We start from the raw sequence: 19,672 nt of genomic DNA on the forward strand, positions 1-19,672 counted from the left end.
GGGCGGAGCCGATGGCATCGTCGCCGACGAGCCGACCAGCCATCTCGACCGCGAGGGCGCCGAGTTGCTCATCCGTCAGCTCCAGCATTATCCGGGGGCGCTGCTGCTGATCAGCCACGACCGCTATCTCCTGGATGCGACGGTAGACAAGATCTGGGAGCTGAAGGACGGGCGCATCGCCGAGTACTGGGGCGGTTACTCCGACTATGCCGCGAGGAAGGCGGAGGAGCGGGCCGCGCAGGCAGCGCAGTACAAGCAGATGGCGGCGGAGCGCGAGCGTCTGGAAGCGTCAATCGCCGACAAGCAGCGTCAAGCGCGCAAGCTGGATCAGAAGGAGAAGGGGGCGAGTCGGAAAAACAACTCCGACACCGGCGGCCGCCTCAGCCACCAGAAGCCTGTAGGCAGCAAGCAAAAAAAACTGCATAAGGCAGCCAAGCAAATGGAGCAGCGAATCGAAGCGCTTGGCGATATTCGTCCGCCGGAAGCCGAAGCCGCCATCGTCTTCCGTCTGAGTCGAGAGCTGACGTTGCACAATCCTTACCCGGTCATCGGGGCAGGGCTCAGCAAGCAAGCGGGCGACAAGACTCTCCTGCGGGATGCCGCCTTCCAGTTCCCGCTTGGAGCAAAGATCGCAATCACGGGCCCCAACGGGTCCGGCAAGTCGACGCTGCTGCAGATGATTGTAGATTGCGAGCCTGGCATTACGCTGGCGCCAAAGGCGGCGATCGGGTATTTCGCGCAGAGCGGGTACAAGTTGGAGGCGGATACGCCGGTGCTGGCATACATGCAGGAGCAGAGCGACTATCCGGTGCCGGAGATAAGGGCTGTGCTGGCAGCGATGGGCTTTGGTCCGCAGGATGTGCGCAAGCGGCTGCCGATGCTGAGCGGCGGCGAACGGGTGAAGCTGCAACTGGCGCGACTGCTGCTCGGACGCTACAACGTGCTGCTCCTCGACGAGCCGAGCAACTTCCTCGATATGCCTGCGGTCGAAGCGCTGGAGGCGATGATGCAGAGCTATGCGGGGACGATCGTCTTCGTCACGCATGATATGCGGTTGCTGGAGCGTACCGCCGACCATGTATATGAGATCCAAGATGGGAAGTTAATCCAGGCTGAGCTATAATAAGGGTATACCGCCCGCCGCCGATGTACCCGAAGCTTGAACACGCGCGGCGGGCTTTGATCGCATGACTTTCCGTGCACTGCTGCCAGCGCGCGGGGTCCGACGGTATGACGGCGGTCGGACGACTATGACGACTATGAGGAGGGCGAATCGTTTGAGAGCGGCAGTGATCCGCAAGTATGGACCCCCGGATGTATTGCGTATCGAAGAGGTAGCCGAGCCTATGCCCGGCCCGCTCGACGTTCAGATCGAGGTGGCGGCATCGTCCGTCAATCCGATCGATTACAAAACGCGATCCGGCAGCATTTTTTTTATGTCGGGGCTGCGGTTCCCCAAGATCCTCGGCGGCGATGTCGCCGGTGTGGTGCGATCCTGCGGCGATGCGGTCACCCATCTGAAGCCAGGCGATGCGGTGTATGGCTTCTCTTCGGCTGCGACGCGCGGCGGCGGTTATGCCGAGGTCATGTGCTGCGAGGCCGCGAAGCTGGCGCGCATGCCGGAGGGGCTGAGCATGAGCGCGGCGGCGGCGATCCCGCTGGCGGGTAGTACTGCCTACCAGGCATTATACCGGCAAGGCGAGATGAAGCCGGGCATGCGCGTGCTCGTGACCGGCGCGACTGGCGGGGTAGGGCATCTGGCCGTACAAGTAGCTCAGGCGGCGGGCTGTCAGGTGGCGGGCGTCTGCCACTCTCGCAATCAGGAGCTGGCGTTTGAGCTCGGTTGCGATGAGGTAATCTGTTACGATAAGGCAGACTTCCGCGAGCGGCGGGGAGGCTTTGAGCTCATCTTCGACGCAGCGGCGAAGTTCGGTTACGGGTCTTGCAGAGGAGCGCTCTCGGAGCACGGGATCTACGTCTCCACCATACCCGGGCCGGGTCTGATGCTGCGGCATCTGCTCTCGCGCTTCGGCAACGGGCGGCGGGCGCGATTCGTCGGGGCCCATGCCAACACCGCCGATCTCGAGCGGCTCGGCGAGCTGGTGAGCAAGGGCAAGCTGCGACCGCACATCGAGCATCGGCTGCCGCTCGAGCAGATCGCCGAGGCGCATCGTCTGAGCGAGAGCGAGCGTGTGCGGGGCAAGATCGTCATCGAGATCGGTGCTGCGACTGAGCGGCACGAGTAAACTTTCATTAGATAAGGAGGCTACTCAGGATGGATATGAAGCTGTACATCAATGGCGCGTGGGTAGAAACGGAGAAGTGGCTGTCGGTCGAGAATCCGGCGACTCGGGAGACGGTAGGCAGCATCGCATTTGCGGGAGCAAAAGAGGCGACGGCGGCAGTCGATGCCGCCTATGCCGCTGGACCAGCCTGGCGTCGCAAGACGGCCGCCGAGCGTGCGGCGCTCCTGCTCCGCTGGCATCAGCTGATCGAGCAGCACAAGGAAGAGATCGGGCGAGGCATGACCGAGGAGCAAGGCAAGCCGCTCGCGGAAGCGATCGGCGAGGTATCCTACGCAGGCAGCTTCCTGACCTGGTTCGCCGAAGAGGGCAAGCGCATCTACGGCCAGGCTGTCCCGGCCTCCGCGCCTGACAAGCGCATCCTCGTCATGCAGCAGCCGGTCGGCGTCGTGGCGGCGATCACGCCGTGGAACTTCCCGGCGGCGATGCTGACGCGCAAGGTCGCGCCCGCACTCGCGGCTGGCTGCACCGTCGTCGTCAAGCCGTCCGAGCTGACGCCGCTGACTGCTTATCGGCTGACCGAGCTGGCGCATGAGGCCGGCATCCCGGCCGGGGTGCTGAACGTCATCACCGGCGATGCGGCGGCGATCGGCGAGACGTGGATGGCCGATCCGCGCGTCAGCAAGCTGTCGTTTACCGGCTCCACGCGCGTCGGCAAGCTGCTGTATCGACAGGCAGCGGATACCGTCAAGAAGCTGTCGCTGGAGCTGGGCGGGCACGCGCCCTTCATCGTCACGGCACATGCGGATCTGGCGGCGGCTGCCCGGGATCTGGTCGCCTCCAAGTATCGCAATGCCGGTCAGACCTGCGTCTGCACCAATCGCGTCTACGTTCACGAGTCGGTGAGCGAAGCGTTCACAGCGGAGCTGAGGGATGCCGTGGAAGCATCGCTGAAGGTTGGCAACGGGCTCGAATCGGGCGTCACGATCGGGCCGCTCATCAATGAAGCTGCCGTAGAGAAGATGGCGCAGCATGTCGACGAAGCGCTTGGCAAAGGAGCGAGCGTCGCCGCGCGCATACCCGCGCCGGAAGGCGAAGGTTATTTCGTCGAGCCGATTGTGCTGACCGATGTGACGGACGATATGCTCTGCATGCGCGAGGAGACGTTTGGCCCGCTGCTGCCGATCACGACCTACAGCACGACCGAGGAGGCGATCCGCCGAGCCAATGACTCGCGCTACGGCCTGGCCGCGTATGTCTTCACGCAGGATCTCAAGGAAGCATTTGAGATTTCCGAGGGGCTGGAGTACGGTATCGTTGGTCTCAATGATGGCTTGCCTGCGACGGCCCAGGCGCCGTTCGGCGGCATGAAGGAGAGCGGCATCGGCCGCGAGGGCGGACATTGGGGCATCGAGGAATTCCTCGAGGTCAAGTATGTGTCGATGAAGCTGTAGGATGGCGTTGGTGTTGCTCCACTAGGTCGAGGAAGGATACTCCCGTCTTTTGTGAACAGAGCGATTATAAAGGAAATGACCAGTCAGTTGTAGCTGAGCTGGTCATTTTCCATGTTCATTTCCGCTACGAATTCGATTCCAGGAAAGATGTCGTAAGCTCGGTGATCTGCTTGGCGTGCGTATGATGCAAATAGTGCTTGCCCTCGATGATTTCAATCGCTGATTTGGTGGTCGTACTGGCCATGTCTTGATGAATCTTCAACCAGTTCGGATTATCCTCGGTGCTCTCCGTAGCCAGGAAATATAACACCGGTAGATCGTTGGGGTACTTCAGCTCCATCGTTTTGTTGAAGTTTTCTTGCATCGATTTCCCCTCATTCAGGGTTGCCTTTGTGCCAATATTTTTCAGGGCGAGGTACTTAAATTGCTTCTCAAGCTCGTCTCCCACATTCGGGATTTGCAACATGTCGGGGTTCATCGAGGAAAGGAGTCGATACAACCCCGATTTCCTTAACAGTTCGATGGCGTCGGTATTATGATCCTCCGCGCCCCCTTGCGCAGGAAGGCTGCTATCAATGCCGACGAAGGCTTCCACTTCATCAGGATAATTGTGAATATACGCCAGCGAATATACACCGGAGATGGAATGTCCCATCAACGTGTACTTCTGAATACCTTGACTAACCAAGACCTCATGAATTTCCTCCGTTAAATATTCGACGGATCTTTCTTTGTCCGTATCCTCGCTTAAGCCATATCCAAACGGCTCGATCGCAATGACGCGATACTGTTTTTGCAGCTCATCAATCAGCAGCTTGAAATCAATGATCGGTGACGGTGTCATGTAGCCAGGCAAAAGGACGATCGTCTTTTCGCCCTGGCCAAAGAGCTGGAAATTCATTTTCTTCCCATCGATCATAACAGATTGGCCATAGGCAACGATCTTCTTTTCTTCGCGATTCAGTTGAATCTTGTTGTTCACAAACACGCCTGCAAAAAACAATCCAATCAGCAATAGTATCGATAGCGAAATGAACCCGAGTATTTTCAAGGTTTTTCTCATGATGTCTTCCCCTTTTGTCTCAAGTAGAGGCAGTAAGTTTGCTAATGATGATCGATAAGACGTCTTCGCTTATGACATCAATTCCGCTTTGCTTTAACACGTATTGAGCGGCCTTTAATTTCTCGAAGAACGCTTCAACCGTACTTGGAAACAACGCTTCAATAAACCAGGTCGTCGTTATTAATAGGACGATTTCTGCCATTTGCTTTGGTTGCGGTACGGTAATCGAGCCATCCTCAATGCCGGTATAAATATATTTTTCGATGATGGGGAGCATAGCCTCGCACATTTGCGTGTTGTAAATCGAAACAAAAGTGGCGTCCTTGAGCAAGGCCCACGAAACGACGGTCGTTTTCGTAATATCCTCATTAAACATCCCTTCGAGTAAAAGCGCTTGTATTTTCTCCAAGCCGTTCCAATCATCTCGTCGATCTACAGCGTCCAATACATCTTGTTCGGGTATGAACCGTCTCGCGATCCCGACAATAATGTGATATTTCGATTCGAAATGGTGGTAAATCGCCCCCCGAGTGAGCCCGTCCAACCCGGCGACAATATCGCTGATCGACGTTTGCTCATATCCCTTCTCAATGAATAAAACAGAAGCTGTATCCAGAATTAAGTTTCGAACTTCCTTGGCCGTATATTTCTTTTTCAAAGTTTCCCCCTCCTCAAAAACATTCAATCGGTATGTTTTTAGTATGGAGTAGATGAGCTTGATTAGCAAATCCATTTTAAGGGGGATCTCATCGACTAGATGACAGTGTAAATGTGATATATTGGAGTTAGACTATCGCCTGAGTATACGGAAGGTAAGATCGGGAGGATGCCATATGTGGTTTAGGAAAAAGGAAACACAATTGAATCGAATAGCAACGAAGCTCGAAAAGGCCATGCGTAAAGATACAGAGCTTGCGGTGTTTGGCGCATCCACGCACAACTACCAGGTTAATGAGAAGCTTACAGCCAAAGAGCTGGCGGACTGGCAAGCAACATATCAGATCAAACTCCCGGAGCCGTATGCGCAGTTCCTGACGGAAGTTGGAGATGGAGGCGCCGGACCTTTTTACGGGCTGTATTCACTCGAGAAGGCTACTTCCTATACAGAAAGCGATGCACTCACGGCAACATGCATGCTATACCCAGGAATGGCAAAAGAGGAATGGAATCATTTGATCGAGCCGCTGATCAGCGATGAGGACATCTCCGACTCGGAATACGAGGCTGCTCGCAATCGCGTGCTCGGCGGCATGTTGTGCATTGGCACGCAAGGCTGCGACTATGATATGTACCTCGTACTGGAAGGGCAACATAAGGGAAGGGTCGTCTATACGTCGGATTTTCACCCGGATCATCCTTTTTTCTTTGTCTATGAGGACAACATTCTGGACTGGTACGAGCGCTGGCTGGATGAAGTGTTGCTCGATTATGACATCGGATGGTTCGGCAGCAGGATGCCGGGTGATGAACCCACCTTGCTGCAGGCGTATCACAATGCCACTGACGAAGTCACACAATCAAAAACGCTCGATGGTTTATTTAAGATAAAAAAATTATCGCAGCCAACCCTGCAATTCCTAAAAAACATTGCCGATCAAGGCCAAAATAATCGTGCTACAGCGATTCGACTCATCTGCAAAACCTCAATAGACGAGGGAAGAGAGTATCTTCTGGAGCTGCTGCATTCAGATAGCGAGAAGGATGTATTGTCCGCTTTGCAGATTTTGAACTGGTACGGTAAAGCGGCAGATTTGACCGAATTTATAAACGTGATCTTGCAGCGACTGGGCAGCGTGCGCGACGTGGAAACGTTGCGTCATGTCGGTTATGTTCTGGAACCATCCGGGGCGATCACCATTCGGAATTTTGCTCCCTTTTTGCGCCACGCTGACTTCAACATCCAAACCGCTGCCATCTATGCGACGCGCAACTGCGATGACAAGTCGGAAGGTTGGGAAATCATTGAGCGGATGTTCGCGGATGGCGGCAAGGAGGTTGTGAAAAGTACGATTTCGTATTGGGGCATTGTCCCCCATGAGAGGTTATTGCCTTATTACAAGGCCGTTTGGCCGGAGTACAAAGGCAACCCTAATTTTAGAGAAAAATTTATCGATGGTTTGAGAAAGTTAAATATGGCGGACAATTATTTTGACCAAGCATAACCCGGGAGGTGTCTCGTGAGATCTATCTTTAAGAGCAGCGCAGGTGAAGAGGAATACGATCGATGCTACGATAATTGCTTACATAAGTTTGGAATAGAGGGCACATCAAGTTATATCTCGACAACCTTCGGAGATACTCATGTCCTTTGTTTTGGAGATCCGGGTAAGCAACCGTTGATCCTCCTTCATGGCATGACAATGAGCAGTACGATGTGGTATCCCAACATAAAACAGCTTGCCCAAGAGCGTTGCGTGTATGCGATAGACGTTATGGGGGATTTTGGTAGGAGTAGACCTGCGGTTGCGATAAAAAATCGAAAGGACGCTAACCAGTGGCTGCTTGAAGTTTTGGACGCTTTGCAGTTGAACAACACAGATTTAGGGGGCCATTCGATGGGCGGCTTTTTAGCTTTGAATTTTGCGCTTGGTTATCCAGGCCGCGTGTCCAAGCTATTGCTTTACGCTCCTGCCGCAACTTTTCACAGAATTAGCTTTAAATTTTTTGCAAAGATTTACCCTGCCTTATTGTTTCATACCGAAAAATGGATCGACAATGCTTTTTTGTGGTTCTCAGGAAAAGGGGAGCCGCTACACCCTGTATTCCGCGCCCAAGTCATTGCCGGTTACCGCCATGCAAAACCGCTTCTGCAAGTGATGCCCTCTGTTTTTACAAAAGAGGAATTCCAAAACTTCACGATCCCCACTCTGCTCCTAATAGGAGATAAAGAAGTCATCTACCCGGCCGAGAAGGCGATAGCCAATGCAAAGCGATTGATTCCTGATCTTGAGACCCACTTCATTCCCGGAGCAAGCCATTCCCTGACGATAGAGCATGCGGATGTTGTGAACGAGCTAACCCTTCTCTTCCTGCAAAAGAGAAGCGACACTAACGTGAGCTAGAGGTGAACCTTTTGAAGGAGATGGCTGAACAAATCGACAAGCGCCAGCTAACAAGCGTTACCCATGATCTTCTCGGAACCAATCGGGGGATGATTACGGAATGGTGCTGTCGTTCCATTGGGCCAAGCGATAAAAACTTCGTAACGGGCGGGGTTTACCGAATTGCTGGTAGGTCTGACATCGGCGAAGAGGAGATTCGTCCATGGTCGATTATTATCAAGATCGTGAAAGCTGATGCGCTCCGGGATGATCCTTCTCATTACAACTATTGGAAACGCGAGATACTGGCTTACGATTCTGGTTTTTTGCATCATTTACCTGCCGAGATTACGGTCCCAAGATGCTTGGCAATCGACAATAAGCCAGACGACACGGTCTGGTTATGGCTAGAGGATATACAGACTGATGCACAGGAATGGCAGTGGGAGGACTATGCTTACGCAGCGGAGAAGCTGGGACAGTTTCAGGCTGCCTACCTCCTTGGAGCACCGCTTCCGAGGTTTCCATGGGTGAATCAACAATGGATGCGTTCGTGGATCAACGAATGTTATCGTTATCGAGATGCTCCAGATGCAGGGACGAGCAGGCAACTTGTATCCGGAATGAAGTTTGTCGATCTAGCCACTCGATTTGATCGATTAGAAGGACGGGTCGAGGACTGGTTGGCAGCGCTTGAGCGTCTTCCTAGAACACTGGCGCATCAGGATTATTATGAGTCAAACCTATTAATTACACTGAACAGACAGCAAGAACGGAAGCTGGTCATCATCGATTGGCAATTTCTAAGCATTTCGGGGATTGGAGAGGACCTGGGGCGATTTTTTGGACTAGCTCTCAGTCGCGGCAATGTTCCGTTGGAGCATTATCAGAAGGTTCAGGAGTTGTTTTTTTCATCCTATATAAAGGGATTGCGGCATACGGGTTGGCTTGGTGACGAGAGACTTGCCCGTTTCGGCTTTCTGGCCTCATTTGCTTTGCGTTCGATATGGGAGGTGCCGAAGCTGCAACAAAAACTTGCACAGGATGCAGGCGCGCCCGAGACGCTTAAATTAGCTGTCATAACGGAAAAGCAGATGGAAGCTGCCGAGGAAGCTGAGGAATTAAGGGGAAGTGTCTAAGTTCGAAGAATCACATTTGTCGGAACAGCCTATAGCGAGCCTGTACTTTTCAGACTAGCTTATGCGTATGAGCAGGCAAGCAATTATCGTATTGCTTTTGGTACGTCTAATTTTTTCAAGACCTAATTCAACATCATAAAGGTTGTCATCGAAACAGTCTATACTTTTTTAGGCAATTTCCGTACGATAAACTAGCCGGCAATACCTTGTACTGGAGTGAGTCATCGGATGGATTTTGAAGCGTGTCACCTGGATCGTGTTCAATTACAGGAAGCAATGCATGATGTTTTTGGCGCTGATTATGTGGTGCGACATGTAGAGCGAATGCATGGCGGCGCGCAAAAGGTCGTCTACAGGATTATTTGCAGCAACGGTTTTACTTGCATTTTATATGTGTGGGATCTTGGCATGAATTATTTTCAAGAAGATATCGTCAATGGAGGGCTCCATCAAGCCTCCTACGGAAGCGACCGATTCGAAACAAACAACAAGCTCCTGACGGAGTTGGGCATACGAACGCCAGCCCTTTATGAGTTCAGTAGAGACCGCTTGCTCTGCCCTTATGATTATGCGCTTGTCGAGTATGTAGATGGGCTGAAAGCGGAGGTTTATTTCCAGCCTGCCCAGGCTTCTTTGCAGGACAAGGTGTTCGAGCAACTCGGAGACATGCTTCGCACGATGCATGGCTTGCGAAGGCCTGGCTATGGAGCGGCCGATAAACCTGAGCCCGCCCCAAAGTATTGTCACCACGGAAAGGTGCAGTTAGCCTATGCTGCTCAGCATATGGAGACCATCGGCAGAGAGCAAGACCAGCTACTCTATAAGCTGGATGAGCTGGCGTCGCGGATCAGACCGCGAAGACAGTTTGGATTGATTCACGGCGAGCTGGGGCCTGACCATGTGTTGGTGAATGGGCAGCTTGAGCCGTATTTAATCGATATCGAGGGCGCCATGTTTTTTGATATCGAGCAGGAGCACAGCTTTTTGGAGCTGAGATTCGGCGATTATTACCGGTATCTGAAGCGTGACGATCTCGATCAGGACCGGATGATATTTTACCGCTACCATCACCATATTTCATTAACCTCAGGAGGACTCAAGCTCCTTCACAGAGGGTTCCCGAACCGACAATTTGCCGAGCAGCTTGCCGCTTATCATGCGCGGTGCGCGTTAAGCTTCATCGATCGCAAGTAACGCTTCTTTTTCACCCCACAATCATGTGCATGGAATGTCGGATGAGTAAGTACCAAAGCTGTTACGCTGTATCTGAAGGGAGGTTATGCAGTGAATATGCTTGCAAGCTTGAACCGGGCGCTGGATTATATCGAAGAAAATCTGGCAGAGGATATCGACCTGAAGGAAGCGGCCAGACGGGCGAATTGCTCGGAGTATCATTTTTCGCGCATGTTTTCGTTTCTCGCGGGGGTCACTGTGTCAGAATACATCCGGCGCAGACGACTGACGCTTGCCGCATTAGAGCTTCAGTCGAATGAGCTAAGGATCGTCGACGTTGCGGTAAAGTATGGCTATAGCTCGGCAGATGCTTTCTCCAGAGCCTTCCACAGCTTGCATGGCATCCTGCCATCATCGGTGAAGACTCACGCTTCATCGGTAAGAGCGTATTCGCGGATGACCTTCCAATTAACGATTCAGGGAGGCAGCGCGATGGATTATCGTCTGGTACAAAAAGAGGCGTTTCGTATTGTGGGCATCACGAAGAGGGTGCCGATTCAATTTCACGGGGTCAATGAGGAAATCTCGGCCATGTGGAAAAGCTTAACCCCGGAAATGATTCATCAGCTTAAAAGCTTGTCCAATGTCGAACCGTCGGGATTGATCCAGGCGTCGACGAATTTCTCGGAAGGCCGCATGCAGGAGATGGGAGAGCTGGAGCATTATATTGGCGCAGCAACAACGATGCCATGCCCGGAACAGTTCGCGAGCTTAGAGGTGCCAGCAACGTTATGGGCTGTATTCGAAGCCAAGGGGCCATTTCCCGAGACATTGCAAAATGTATGGGGCCGCATCTATTCGGAATGGTTCCCCTCGGTAAATTACGAATTGACCCAAGGTCCCGAAATCGTCTGGAACGAGAGCCCGGACATCACATCGCAGACGTATCGAAGCGAGATCTGGATACCGGTTATAAAGCGGAATGAAGATGAAGGAAACCCTAAGGCCAATTTGAAATCCGAACCGATATCTGATATAATGTCACCAACATGCAAACGCAATGACGGGACCAGTAGATAGGAAGACGTATGATCAGAGAGCTCCGGCAGCTGAGAAGGAGCCATACGAGCCTGTTCGAACAAAGACCCTGAGCGGCACATTGGAACCCGCAGATCTGCGGAGGATGGTGTGACAGGAGCTCCTGTTACAGAGCTAGAGTATACGCGACGCTTTGGCGACGCCGTACTCGAAGAGGCAGATATGGCGACATATCGGCGAATCCGGGTGGTACCACGAGGAATCCAATCTCGTCCCTGAGACAGTTGTCTTGGGGATGGGATTTTTTGATTTATATGGACTCGTCGGCCAGCGGGCAAGTGTAGAATGCGGCGTCGTCGGGGCATAAGGTACAGTAAGTGTGACGGCAGGACAGAGAGCAGGCGTACTCGAGGAAAGGATGGGAGAGACAGATGACAGCAAAATTAAAAGCAGGTATCGTAGGCGGCACAGGTATGGTAGGTCAACGGTTCATCCAACTGCTGGATGGGCATCCGTGGTTCGAGGTGACCGCGATCGCGGCCAGCCGCAACTCGGCGGGCAAGACATATGAGGAGTCGGTCCAGGGGCGCTGGAAGCTCGACACGCCGATCCCTGACGCAGTGAAGGGCATCGTCGTCCAGGACGCCTCCGAGGTGGAAGCCGTCGCGAGCGGCGTCGACTTCATCCTCTGTGCGGTCGATATGAAGAAGGACGAGATCAAGGCGCTCGAGGAGGCCTATGCCAAAACCGGCACGCCCGTCGTCTCCAACAACTCGGCGCATCGCTGGACGCCGGATGTGCCGATGGTCATCCCGGAGATCAACCCGGAGCATCTCCAGGTGATCGAGGCTCAGCGCGAGCGACTCGGTACGTCGACAGGCTTCATCGCGGTCAAGCCAAACTGCTCGATCCAGAGCTATGTGCCGGCGCTGCACGCGCTGCAAGAGTTCAAGCCGACGACCGTCGTCGCCTCCACCTATCAGGCGATCTCGGGCGCAGGCAAAAACTTCACCGACTGGCCGGAGATGCTCGACAACGTCATCCCGTACATCGGCGGAGAGGAAGAGAAAAGCGAGCAGGAGCCGCTCCGGATCTGGGGCAGCGTCGACGGCGGCGAGATCGTCAAAGCGAGCGCGCCGCACATCACGACCCAATGCATCCGTGTGCCGGTGACGGACGGCCATCTGGCGACCGTGTTCGTCAACTTCGAGCACAAGCCGACCAAGGAAGAGATCTTGAGCCGCTGGCAGGCGTATCGCGGCCGTCCGCAGGAGCTGGAGCTGCCGAGCGCGCCCAAGCAGTTCATCACCTACTTCGAGGAAGAGAATCGTCCGCAGACCAAGCTGGACCGCGATATCGAGGGCGGCATGGGCGTCTCGGCCGGTCGTCTGCGCGAGGACTCGCTGTACGACTTCAAGTTCGTCGGCCTCTCGCACAACACGCTGCGCGGCGCTGCCGGCGGCGCGGTGCTGATCGCCGAGTTGCTGAAGGCGGAAGGTTATATCCAAGCCAAGCAAGGCTAAGTAAGGCAAAGTAAGGCCAAGGGAGGCCAAGGGTACGGGATTAGGGCTCGTCGCATGTGCGGCGGGCTTTTTTTGCATCAAGCTACGCTTCAGGAGCAGCATTAGGAACAGTATCGTCAGGGATAGCAACATCAGGAGCAGGAATAGGAGCCGGACGCGAGTCCCGCAGCGTCGAGCGGTATTTGACGATGCCTGAGGCGTCCATGCCGTCGATGTGCAGCCCGCCTTGCGTGTCGGTAAAGCAGTACCAGAAGCGGGTGTCCTCCACCTGAACGGACTCGCAGGCTTCGTCATTGAGATACACGCGGGCGATCGCCGGGTTGCCGATCATCCCGAAGACCAAGTAATCATCTGTGCCCTCCAGTATCTCCGACTGCGTGAACGCCCCGCCTTGATTGGGCAGCTTCATCGGGGAGTGCGTTTGGAGATCTGCCGGATGACCAGTGCTGGAGATCGCCAGGCCCAGTCTATCGTCCTGCGTCATATAGAAGGCAAGCTTCGCCGATTCATGAGACGTGACCAGGATCGTCCGCTCGAAGGACGCAACTAGCCTCGGCAGCAGCCGCTCGAGCGAAGGCTCGGGCGCAAAGTACCGATTATAGATATAGCCTGTGCCGAGCACCAGGCAACAGATGAAGACGGTTATCGCTGCGTTGCGCATGGCCGAGCCTCCTTAAGCGATGGATGGTAGTACTTCTTAATACCTCACCTTACGTGTTTCTTTGCCCGAACCGAGTCGAGCGGACTCTGGGACGCTATATTAGTTTGACAGAAGCTTCGTGCTGAATGATGTCACCTTATGAGCGGCGGTGGGGCGTTGCAGGCTGGTGACAACTGCAAAAATACATTTATTTTCTCTCAAATCAACGTTTTGGGGATTCATAACTGCAAAAATACATCTATTCTTATTATAAATCGCTACTCTCAAGAAAAAGAGTCCATTTAAGTGTATTATCGCAGTTAATCAAGCGCTTCAAGTCACTTTGTCGGCATTTAAGTGTACTTTTGCAGTTATGAGCGCCCACGGCATATATTACCACCCTACTACATCGTCCAAAAGGAGGCAAGCCACCGGGCGGAAGGCCCGCCATTTGTCCGTCATGAGGCGGTTATTCCCGGTTATGACCTGTCATGTTGCCCGTCACAAGACGGTTATTGCAAGTTATCTTCCGTCATGAGACGGTATTGCCCATCATCGGACGGTTATTACCTATCATCGGGCGGTTATCGTTCGTCGTGAGGGGGCTAAGGTTTCGTGCATCGGAGTTTCAGGCTATAATGAAGCCAAGAGGAACAAAGGTGGACTGAACCGATGACGATCATGTATTACCTGGCGGCGCCGCGCGAGCTGCCGACCGGGACGTACGGGCTGCGCCCGAGACGAATCCAGCTCAAGGATCATCTGCGTGCGAATCCGGCTCAGCGGGAGCAGCCCGTCGTCCAAATCCTGCTGGAGCAGGACCCGGAGGGCGAGCAATGGCTGGAGAGCTACGATAGCGAGCTGGATGCGGCCGGCCTGACCGTGTCGGGACCGACACGGCTGGATGAGCTGGTCCCGATGCTCGGGCAGCCTTATGTGTACCTGCTGTCAGCTAACGGCGGCGATTTCGTCATGGAGGAGGCGTGGGCGGAGCCACACCCGCTCGGGTATGCCTGTATCCGCAAATGTCTGACCGAGCTCATCCGCTACCTGGAGGCGCATGTCCGTCCGGACGAGCACTTCGTGCTGTACCGCTGTACGGATCGGGGATGGGAAACCCCGCTCGAGCCGCCACGCCAGGAGCTGGAGCGGGGACTCGACCTCAGCAATTACCGGCTCGGCGCGTCCTTCGGCTGGGAGGAGCGGCAAGCGATCCGGGTCACCCGATCGTAGGAAGCGTAGATCATCGTCTGTCTGGACGAGGAAAGGAGATAACGGATGTACGACGAGCAAGCGTACTGGGACGAGATTAAGATGACCACCGGCGTCGAGCCGAGCGACGCCCAGCGTCAGGCGGCGACGGAGACGGACGGGCCAATGCTGCTGCTGGCGGTGCCGGGCTCCGGCAAGACGACGACAGTTATCCTGCGCATCGGCTATCTGGTGCGGGTGCGGGGCGTCGACCCGTCGCGGATCAAGGCTGTCACCTTCAGCCGGGCATCGGCGCAGGACATGCGCGATCGGTACGCGCGGCTGCTGCCGGATCAGACGCCGCCGGCATTCTCGACGATCCATAGCCTGGCGTTCGAGGTGACGCGGGAGCATCTGCGGCGGCTCGGCCAACCCTACCGGATCATCGAGGGCGATGCGGAGAGCGAAGAGGCCGCCGTCTCGGCGGATGGCACGCCGCTGCACAAGCGGGCGCTGCTGCGAGAGCTGTATAAGCGCGTCACGGGCAGCGTGCTCGGCGAGGAGGGCATGGAGGAGCTGACCGCCTATATCAGCGCCGTCAAAAACCGACTGTTGCCGCGCGATCAGTGGGAGCAAGCGGGCACGATGGAGCAGGCGGCCGAGGTGCTCGAGGCGTACGAGCGCTTTAAGCAGTCCGGTCACACGCAGCGTCTGCTCGACTACGACGACATGCTGACGATCGCCGAGCAAGCGCTGGGCGAGGATGACGAGCTGCTGGGCCGGTATCAGCGACGTTATGACTATATCCTTACCGATGAGAGCCAGGACACCTCGCTCGTCCAGCATGCGATCATCGCCCGGCTGGCGGCGTCGCATCGCAACCTGTGCGTCGTCGGCGACGACGACCAGAGCATCTACAGCTGGCGCGGTGCGGAGCCCGCCTATCTGCTGCGGTTCCGCGAGGTGTACCCGGAGGCGCGCATCCTGTACATGGAGCAAAATTACCGCTCCTCCGAGGACATCGTCCGGGTCGCCGCCCGTTTCATCGAGCGCAACCGGCAGCGGTACCCGAAGCAGATGCATACGGCCAATCCGTCCGCCGAGCCGATCCGCATCCAGCAGCTCGGCGACCCGTACGAGCAGGCGCGGTATGTCGTACAGCAGCTCCAGGAGGCGGAGGATCTGAAGGAGACGGCGGTACTCTATCGCAACAACGCCTCCTCCATCCTGCTCATGCATGAGCTCGATCTGGCAGGCGTCCCCTTCTATATGAAGGATGCAGACAACCGCTTTTTCTCGCACTGGGTGACCCAAGACATCCTGAACTTCATGCGCATGACCTATACGGACCGAAGGCCGGAGCTGCTCGAGCGCATCCATATGCGGATGAGCGGCTACATCAGCAAGCATCAGATGGCGGTGGTGCGGCAGATCAACAATGGCGAGTCGGTGTTCGACAACCTGCTCACGCATGTCCAGCTCAAGGATTACCAGCCGAAGCTGATCGAGGAGGTCCGGGACACGCTCCGCGAAATGAAGGGCATGCCGCCGAAGGCGGCAATCGCAGTCATCCGCCACAGGCTCGGCTATGAGCGGGCGCTCGAGACGATGTGCAAGCGGCTCGGCTACCGCAAGGATCATCTGATGGCGCTGGTCGGCACGCTGGAGGAGATCGCCGGCACGCAGGAGACGATGGAGGCGTTCGCCGCCCGGCTCCAGCATCTGCAAGCGGCGCTCGGCGAGGCCCGGGGGCGTCGGGGACGCAAGGCGGTGACGCTCTCGACATTCCACAGCGCCAAGGGGCTGGAGTTCGAGCGCGTCTACATGATCGACCTGATCGAGGGCGTCGTCCCCTCCAGCGCCGACCGGGAGAGTGAGGCGTTGATGGAGGAGGCGGCGAGGCTGTTCTACGTCGGCATGACGCGGGCCAAGCGGCGGCTCGAGTTGCTGTCGTATCGCAGGCGCGAGGATGGCAAGGCCGAGGAGTCGGGCTTCGTCTCCCGCGTTCGCGACATTCAGCAGCCGTCTGCACCGCCAACGGTCTCCTCGTCCTCCGCTTCGCGGACGCCCGGTCAGGGATCGTCGTCGGCCGAGGAACCACCGCCGTCCGGCCCGCTCACGATCCTGTCCAAGACCGAGCTATCGACCGGCATGGCGCTGCGGCATCGTCTCATCGGACGCGGCGAGGTCGTCAGCCTGGAGGGTGACACGGTGGAGATCGGCTTCGCAGGGGGCCCTCGCAGACTATCGGTGCAGATCTGTCTGGAGCGTCGGTTGCTGGAGCGGCTCGAGGCGATATGAACCAAAGCGCGGTTTGTCTCGTCCTATCCTGTAAGACCTAACACAGATGAAGGTGGCGATGACATGAACGGACGTACAGGAAGACGATGGAGCACGAGGACGCTTGGCGTCACGCTCGGAACCGCGCTGCTGGCGGCGCTCTTGGCGACCCAGCCGATCACTGTGAGCGCCGAAGCGCCGGAGACAGCGATCGAGGTCGCGGCCGCTTCGGAGCAGGTATATGAACGGTTCGTCGCGTTGGCGCAGATGCCGGGGCAGCAAGCCCAGGCCTTGTCCTATTTGCGACTCCATATCGGTCAGGCGACCAAGTACCAGGCTTCGCTCATGACCTTGCGGCTGGAGAATGCGCTGCAGGCAGGACTGCCGGCGATGAGCAAGCGATTCGCAGAGCAGGCTGTGCAGCAGGCGATCGCCCAGGTGTACAAGCCCGGCGACAGTCTGGCGAGCATCCGCGACAAGACCGAGGATCAGACGCTCAAGGGGCTGCTGAACGAAGCCTCTGCGCAAGGGTACAAGCTGGAGTCCTCCGAAGGAAGCTATTATCCGGTGATCAATTACTCGATCTTCCACGAATTCCGACCGCATGTGCATGAGGATATCGACAAATACATCCTGATCATGGCGACCGAGGCGCGCGAGCCGGCGGTCAAGGATGCGGCGATCGTCATCGGCTATCAGCAGTTGGTCCGCCGGACCCAGCAGATGGAGGCCTTCGTCGCCCAGTATCCGAAGTCTAACCGAATCGCCAAGGTCAAGGAGATGTTCGATCGCTACAAAGCGATGACCTTCTACGGGACGAGCAACACGGAGCTGTTCGACCACAACGGACAGGAGATGCGCCCCAATGCCCGGATCGGTTACACCAACATCCTCAAGTGGATGTCGGTCGAGGATAGCGACTATCTCAAGACGTTAGGTGAATTTATGGCCTTGGCCGAGAAATATGAGTACCAGAATTCGGCGGAGCTGCGCGACTTCGTCAAGGATATTTTCGCGGAGCAGTAGCGGGCCCGGTTCGGGTAAATGGGTGCTGCAAGCCGACAGCCGGAGGATCGGGCCGAGGCTGGCAAACGCCAGACGGGCGGTGATCGCCAATCGCCGGTCTGGCTGGATCTATCGACGTGGATGACGATGGTCATCCGCGTTTTTTTGTCGTCTCCAAGTCTGTATTCGGTCGACGCTACCTCTGCTTGCAATCCCCGTCTCAGACCCGTATACTAATTAAGTCAATAACTTATTTAGTTCTAAATCATTTATAAGAAAACAATAATTATGACCAGGAAGGAGGCAGAGGCATGTCCGAGGGCGTACAGGAGCTTACAGAGGCATTCTGGCGAATGCACCGCAAGGAGCTCGATGCCAAGGCGCATGCGGCGACGGATTACAAGACCAATGAGACGCGGCTATTAATGCTGCTCCAGCACCGGCACCCGCAAGGGATGAAGGTAAGCGAGCTCAGCCGTGCGATGCGCGTCACCTCGCCCTTCGTCACGCAGCTGCTCAACCAGATGGAGGCGAGCGAGCTGATCGTGCGCCGCCGGGACGAGCACGATCGACGTATGGTGCGGATCGGCCTGACCGAGCAAGGGTTGACGGCGGCTACAGGCGTGCATAATTTCTACTATGGCTTGTTCGTCGGACTCGCGGATCGTCTCGGACCCGAAGACAGCCGCAAGCTGGCCGACCTGATGCATAGAGCAATGGACTATATGGATGAGACGTTCTCAAAGAAGGAGTGATAGGCATTGCTTCAACTGATTCGTTATTTGAAGCCGTATGCACGGCAGATTAGCCTGATCATCGTCTGTGTTTTTGCCGCGATCCTGCTCGAGCTGTACCTGCCGACGCTGATGGCCAATATGGTCGACATCGGCATCGTCAAAGACGACATGCCCTACATCTACCGCACCGGCGGCTGGATGATCCTGTGCGCGTTGCTCGCGGCGGGCTTCACGGTGACCGTGTCCTATCTGACCTCGCGCGTGTCGGCGAGCTTCGGCCGCGATGTGCGACGGCGGCTGTTCGTGCAGGTCGAGGGGCTGTCGATGCAGGAGTTCGAGAAGTTCGGCCCAGCCTCGCTGATCACCCGCACGACCAACGATATCCGCCAAGTGCAGGATGTAGTGAACATGATCCTCGGTATGATGACGCGTGCGCCGATCATGATGATCGGCGGCCTCATCCTCGCTGTCTCGCGCGATCCGAAGCTCTCGCTCATCTTCCTCGGCTCGCTGCCGATCCTGGCAGGGGCGATCATACTGATCGTACGGTTCGCTGTTCCGTTGTTCGGAGCCTTGCAAAAGAAGACCGACCGCCTTAACCTGATCCTCCGCGAATCGCTGATCGGCGTGCGGGTCATCCGCGCGTTCAACCGGGTGGATGACGAGAAGCGACGGTTTAATACGGCCAATGAAGACTACCGCGACACCGGCATCAAAGTGAACCGGATGCTCGCGTACATGTTCCCGGTCATGCTGATCGTCATGAACTTCACGAGCCTGGCGATCATCTACTTTGGCGGCATCCGCGTCGATGAGGGTACGATGCAGATCGGCAACATGATGGCCTTCCTGCAGTATGCGATGATGATCTTGATGTCGCTCATCATGCTGTCGATGGCGCTCGTCATGATCCCGCGCGCGCAAGCGTCGGCCAAGCGGATCAACGAGGTGCTGCAGCTGCAATCCTCGATTCGCGATGCCGAGGGGAGCGAGGGCAAAGGGCGGCAAGCCGGATCGCTGGTGTTCGAGGACGTCACCTTCCGCTACGAGGGCGCAGCTCGGCCAGTGCTGGAGGCGATCTCGTTCGAGGCGAAGCCCGGGCAGACGACGGCGATCATCGGCAGTACCGGCGCCGGCAAGACGAC

17 protein-coding genes are annotated in these 19,672 nt (G+C 56.1%); 14 read left to right on the forward strand and 3 right to left on the reverse strand.

Translation table 11 applies throughout. From position 1 onward, the window contains the following. The 3 genes from abc-f to PA598K_RS16815 form a co-directional block, all read left to right on the forward strand. Positions 1 to 1,123 (forward strand): ribosomal protection-like ABC-F family protein (gene abc-f, locus PA598K_RS16805; RefSeq protein WP_148091962.1); only part of this gene is annotated, 1,123 nt, incomplete at its 5' end. 154 nt (positions 1,124 to 1,277) lie between these two features. After that, complete coding sequence (locus PA598K_RS16810) at positions 1,278 to 2,246, forward strand: NAD(P)-dependent alcohol dehydrogenase (protein ID WP_128658078.1); 969 nt, start codon at positions 1,278 to 1,280, stop codon at positions 2,244 to 2,246. A gap of 29 nt (positions 2,247 to 2,275) precedes the next feature. After that, the gene (locus PA598K_RS16815) at positions 2,276 to 3,697 is read left to right on the forward strand and encodes an NAD-dependent succinate-semialdehyde dehydrogenase (protein WP_128658079.1); all 1,422 of its coding nucleotides are present in this window, start codon (positions 2,276 to 2,278) and stop codon (positions 3,695 to 3,697) included. Between the two features lie 124 nt (positions 3,698 to 3,821). On the opposite strand, the gene PA598K_RS16820 is transcribed toward PA598K_RS16815, so the two are convergent. Beyond that, a complete protein-coding gene (locus PA598K_RS16820) occupies positions 3,822 to 4,760 on the reverse strand; it encodes an alpha/beta fold hydrolase (RefSeq protein ID WP_128658080.1) in 939 nt (312 codons plus the stop codon). A 19-nt stretch (positions 4,761 to 4,779) separates the two neighbouring features. Continuing rightward, positions 4,780 to 5,418 carry a TetR/AcrR family transcriptional regulator gene (locus tag PA598K_RS16825; protein WP_128658081.1) on the reverse strand — a complete coding sequence of 213 codons (639 nt, stop codon included), beginning with the start codon at positions 5,416 to 5,418 and terminating at the stop codon, positions 4,780 to 4,782. A gap of 175 nt (positions 5,419 to 5,593) precedes the next feature. On the opposite strand from PA598K_RS16825, the gene PA598K_RS16830 reads away from it, so the two are divergent. The 6 genes from PA598K_RS16830 (at position 5,594) to asd (ending at position 12,674) form a co-directional block, all read left to right on the forward strand. Further along, on the forward strand, positions 5,594 to 6,922 hold the full coding sequence (locus PA598K_RS16830; protein ID WP_128658082.1) for an SMI1/KNR4 family protein: 1,329 nt from the start codon (positions 5,594 to 5,596) through the stop codon (positions 6,920 to 6,922). Between the two features lie 15 nt (positions 6,923 to 6,937). After that, positions 6,938 to 7,822 carry an alpha/beta fold hydrolase gene (locus PA598K_RS16835; RefSeq protein WP_128658083.1) on the forward strand — a complete coding sequence of 295 codons (885 nt, stop codon included), beginning with the start codon at positions 6,938 to 6,940 and terminating at the stop codon, positions 7,820 to 7,822. A 20-nt stretch (positions 7,823 to 7,842) separates the two neighbouring features. Continuing rightward, a complete protein-coding gene (locus PA598K_RS16840) occupies positions 7,843 to 8,940 on the forward strand; it encodes an oxidoreductase family protein (RefSeq protein WP_128658149.1) in 1,098 nt (365 codons plus the stop codon). 276 nt (positions 8,941 to 9,216) lie between these two features. Continuing rightward, positions 9,217 to 10,134, forward strand: coding sequence for a phosphotransferase family protein (locus PA598K_RS16845; RefSeq protein WP_128658150.1), 918 nt, complete (start codon positions 9,217 to 9,219; stop codon positions 10,132 to 10,134). A 96-nt stretch (positions 10,135 to 10,230) separates the two neighbouring features. Then, the gene (locus PA598K_RS16850) at positions 10,231 to 11,193 is read left to right on the forward strand and encodes an AraC family transcriptional regulator (protein ID WP_376739049.1); all 963 of its coding nucleotides are present in this window, start codon (positions 10,231 to 10,233) and stop codon (positions 11,191 to 11,193) included. A 389-nt stretch (positions 11,194 to 11,582) separates the two neighbouring features. Further along, positions 11,583 to 12,674 (forward strand): aspartate-semialdehyde dehydrogenase, encoded by a 1,092-nt coding sequence (asd, locus tag PA598K_RS16855; RefSeq protein WP_128658085.1) that lies wholly within the window; start codon positions 11,583 to 11,585, stop codon positions 12,672 to 12,674. An 82-nt stretch (positions 12,675 to 12,756) separates the two neighbouring features. Here the strand turns inward: asd and PA598K_RS16860 are convergent, their stop codons facing one another. Beyond that, positions 12,757 to 13,335, reverse strand: coding sequence for a hypothetical protein (locus tag PA598K_RS16860; protein ID WP_128658086.1), 579 nt, complete (start codon positions 13,333 to 13,335; stop codon positions 12,757 to 12,759). Positions 13,336 to 13,986: 651 nt separating this feature from the next. Here PA598K_RS16860 and PA598K_RS16865 point away from each other — a divergent pair. The 5 genes from PA598K_RS16865 to PA598K_RS16885 form a co-directional block, all read left to right on the forward strand. Continuing rightward, complete coding sequence (locus PA598K_RS16865) at positions 13,987 to 14,547, forward strand: hypothetical protein (protein ID WP_128658087.1); 561 nt, start codon at positions 13,987 to 13,989, stop codon at positions 14,545 to 14,547. Between the two features lie 45 nt (positions 14,548 to 14,592). Further along, positions 14,593 to 16,806 (forward strand): ATP-dependent helicase, encoded by a 2,214-nt coding sequence (locus PA598K_RS16870; protein ID WP_128658088.1) that lies wholly within the window; start codon positions 14,593 to 14,595, stop codon positions 16,804 to 16,806. Positions 16,807 to 16,869: 63 nt separating this feature from the next. Beyond that, positions 16,870 to 17,811 (forward strand): hypothetical protein, encoded by a 942-nt coding sequence (locus tag PA598K_RS16875; RefSeq protein WP_128658089.1) that lies wholly within the window; start codon positions 16,870 to 16,872, stop codon positions 17,809 to 17,811. A gap of 290 nt (positions 17,812 to 18,101) precedes the next feature. Next, on the forward strand, positions 18,102 to 18,545 hold the full coding sequence (locus tag PA598K_RS16880) for a MarR family winged helix-turn-helix transcriptional regulator (RefSeq protein ID WP_128658090.1): 444 nt from the start codon (positions 18,102 to 18,104) through the stop codon (positions 18,543 to 18,545). A gap of 6 nt (positions 18,546 to 18,551) precedes the next feature. Beyond that, the coding region (locus tag PA598K_RS16885) for an ABC transporter ATP-binding protein (RefSeq protein WP_260405460.1) at positions 18,552 to 19,672 on the forward strand (1,121 nt) is incomplete at its 3' end.

This window comes from Paenibacillus sp. 598K (assembly GCF_003851045.1).
GTDB lineage: Bacteria > Bacillota > Bacilli > Paenibacillales > Paenibacillaceae > Paenibacillus_D.

Bases quoted from the DNA above. Each gene is read 5' to 3' on its own strand.
- PA598K_RS16815 (WP_128658079.1), top strand. From the start codon at position 2,276: ATGGATATGAAGCTGTACATCAATGGCGCGTGGGTAGAAACGGAGAAG.
- PA598K_RS16820 (WP_128658080.1), bottom strand. From the start codon at position 4,760: ATGAGAAAAACCTTGAAAATACTCGGGTTCATTTCGCTATCGATACTA.
- PA598K_RS16830 (WP_128658082.1), top strand. From the start codon at position 5,594: ATGTGGTTTAGGAAAAAGGAAACACAATTGAATCGAATAGCAACGAAG.
- PA598K_RS16840 (WP_128658149.1), top strand. From the start codon at position 7,843: ATGGCTGAACAAATCGACAAGCGCCAGCTAACAAGCGTTACCCATGAT.
- PA598K_RS16845 (WP_128658150.1), top strand. From the start codon at position 9,217: ATGCATGATGTTTTTGGCGCTGATTATGTGGTGCGACATGTAGAGCGA.
- PA598K_RS16850 (WP_376739049.1), top strand. From the start codon at position 10,231: ATGCTTGCAAGCTTGAACCGGGCGCTGGATTATATCGAAGAAAATCTG.
- asd (WP_128658085.1), top strand. From the start codon at position 11,583: ATGACAGCAAAATTAAAAGCAGGTATCGTAGGCGGCACAGGTATGGTA.
- PA598K_RS16860 (WP_128658086.1), bottom strand. From the start codon at position 13,335: ATGCGCAACGCAGCGATAACCGTCTTCATCTGTTGCCTGGTGCTCGGC.
- PA598K_RS16865 (WP_128658087.1), top strand. From the start codon at position 13,987: ATGACGATCATGTATTACCTGGCGGCGCCGCGCGAGCTGCCGACCGGG.
- PA598K_RS16870 (WP_128658088.1), top strand. From the start codon at position 14,593: ATGTACGACGAGCAAGCGTACTGGGACGAGATTAAGATGACCACCGGC.
- PA598K_RS16875 (WP_128658089.1), top strand. From the start codon at position 16,870: ATGAACGGACGTACAGGAAGACGATGGAGCACGAGGACGCTTGGCGTC.
- PA598K_RS16880 (WP_128658090.1), top strand. From the start codon at position 18,102: ATGTCCGAGGGCGTACAGGAGCTTACAGAGGCATTCTGGCGAATGCAC.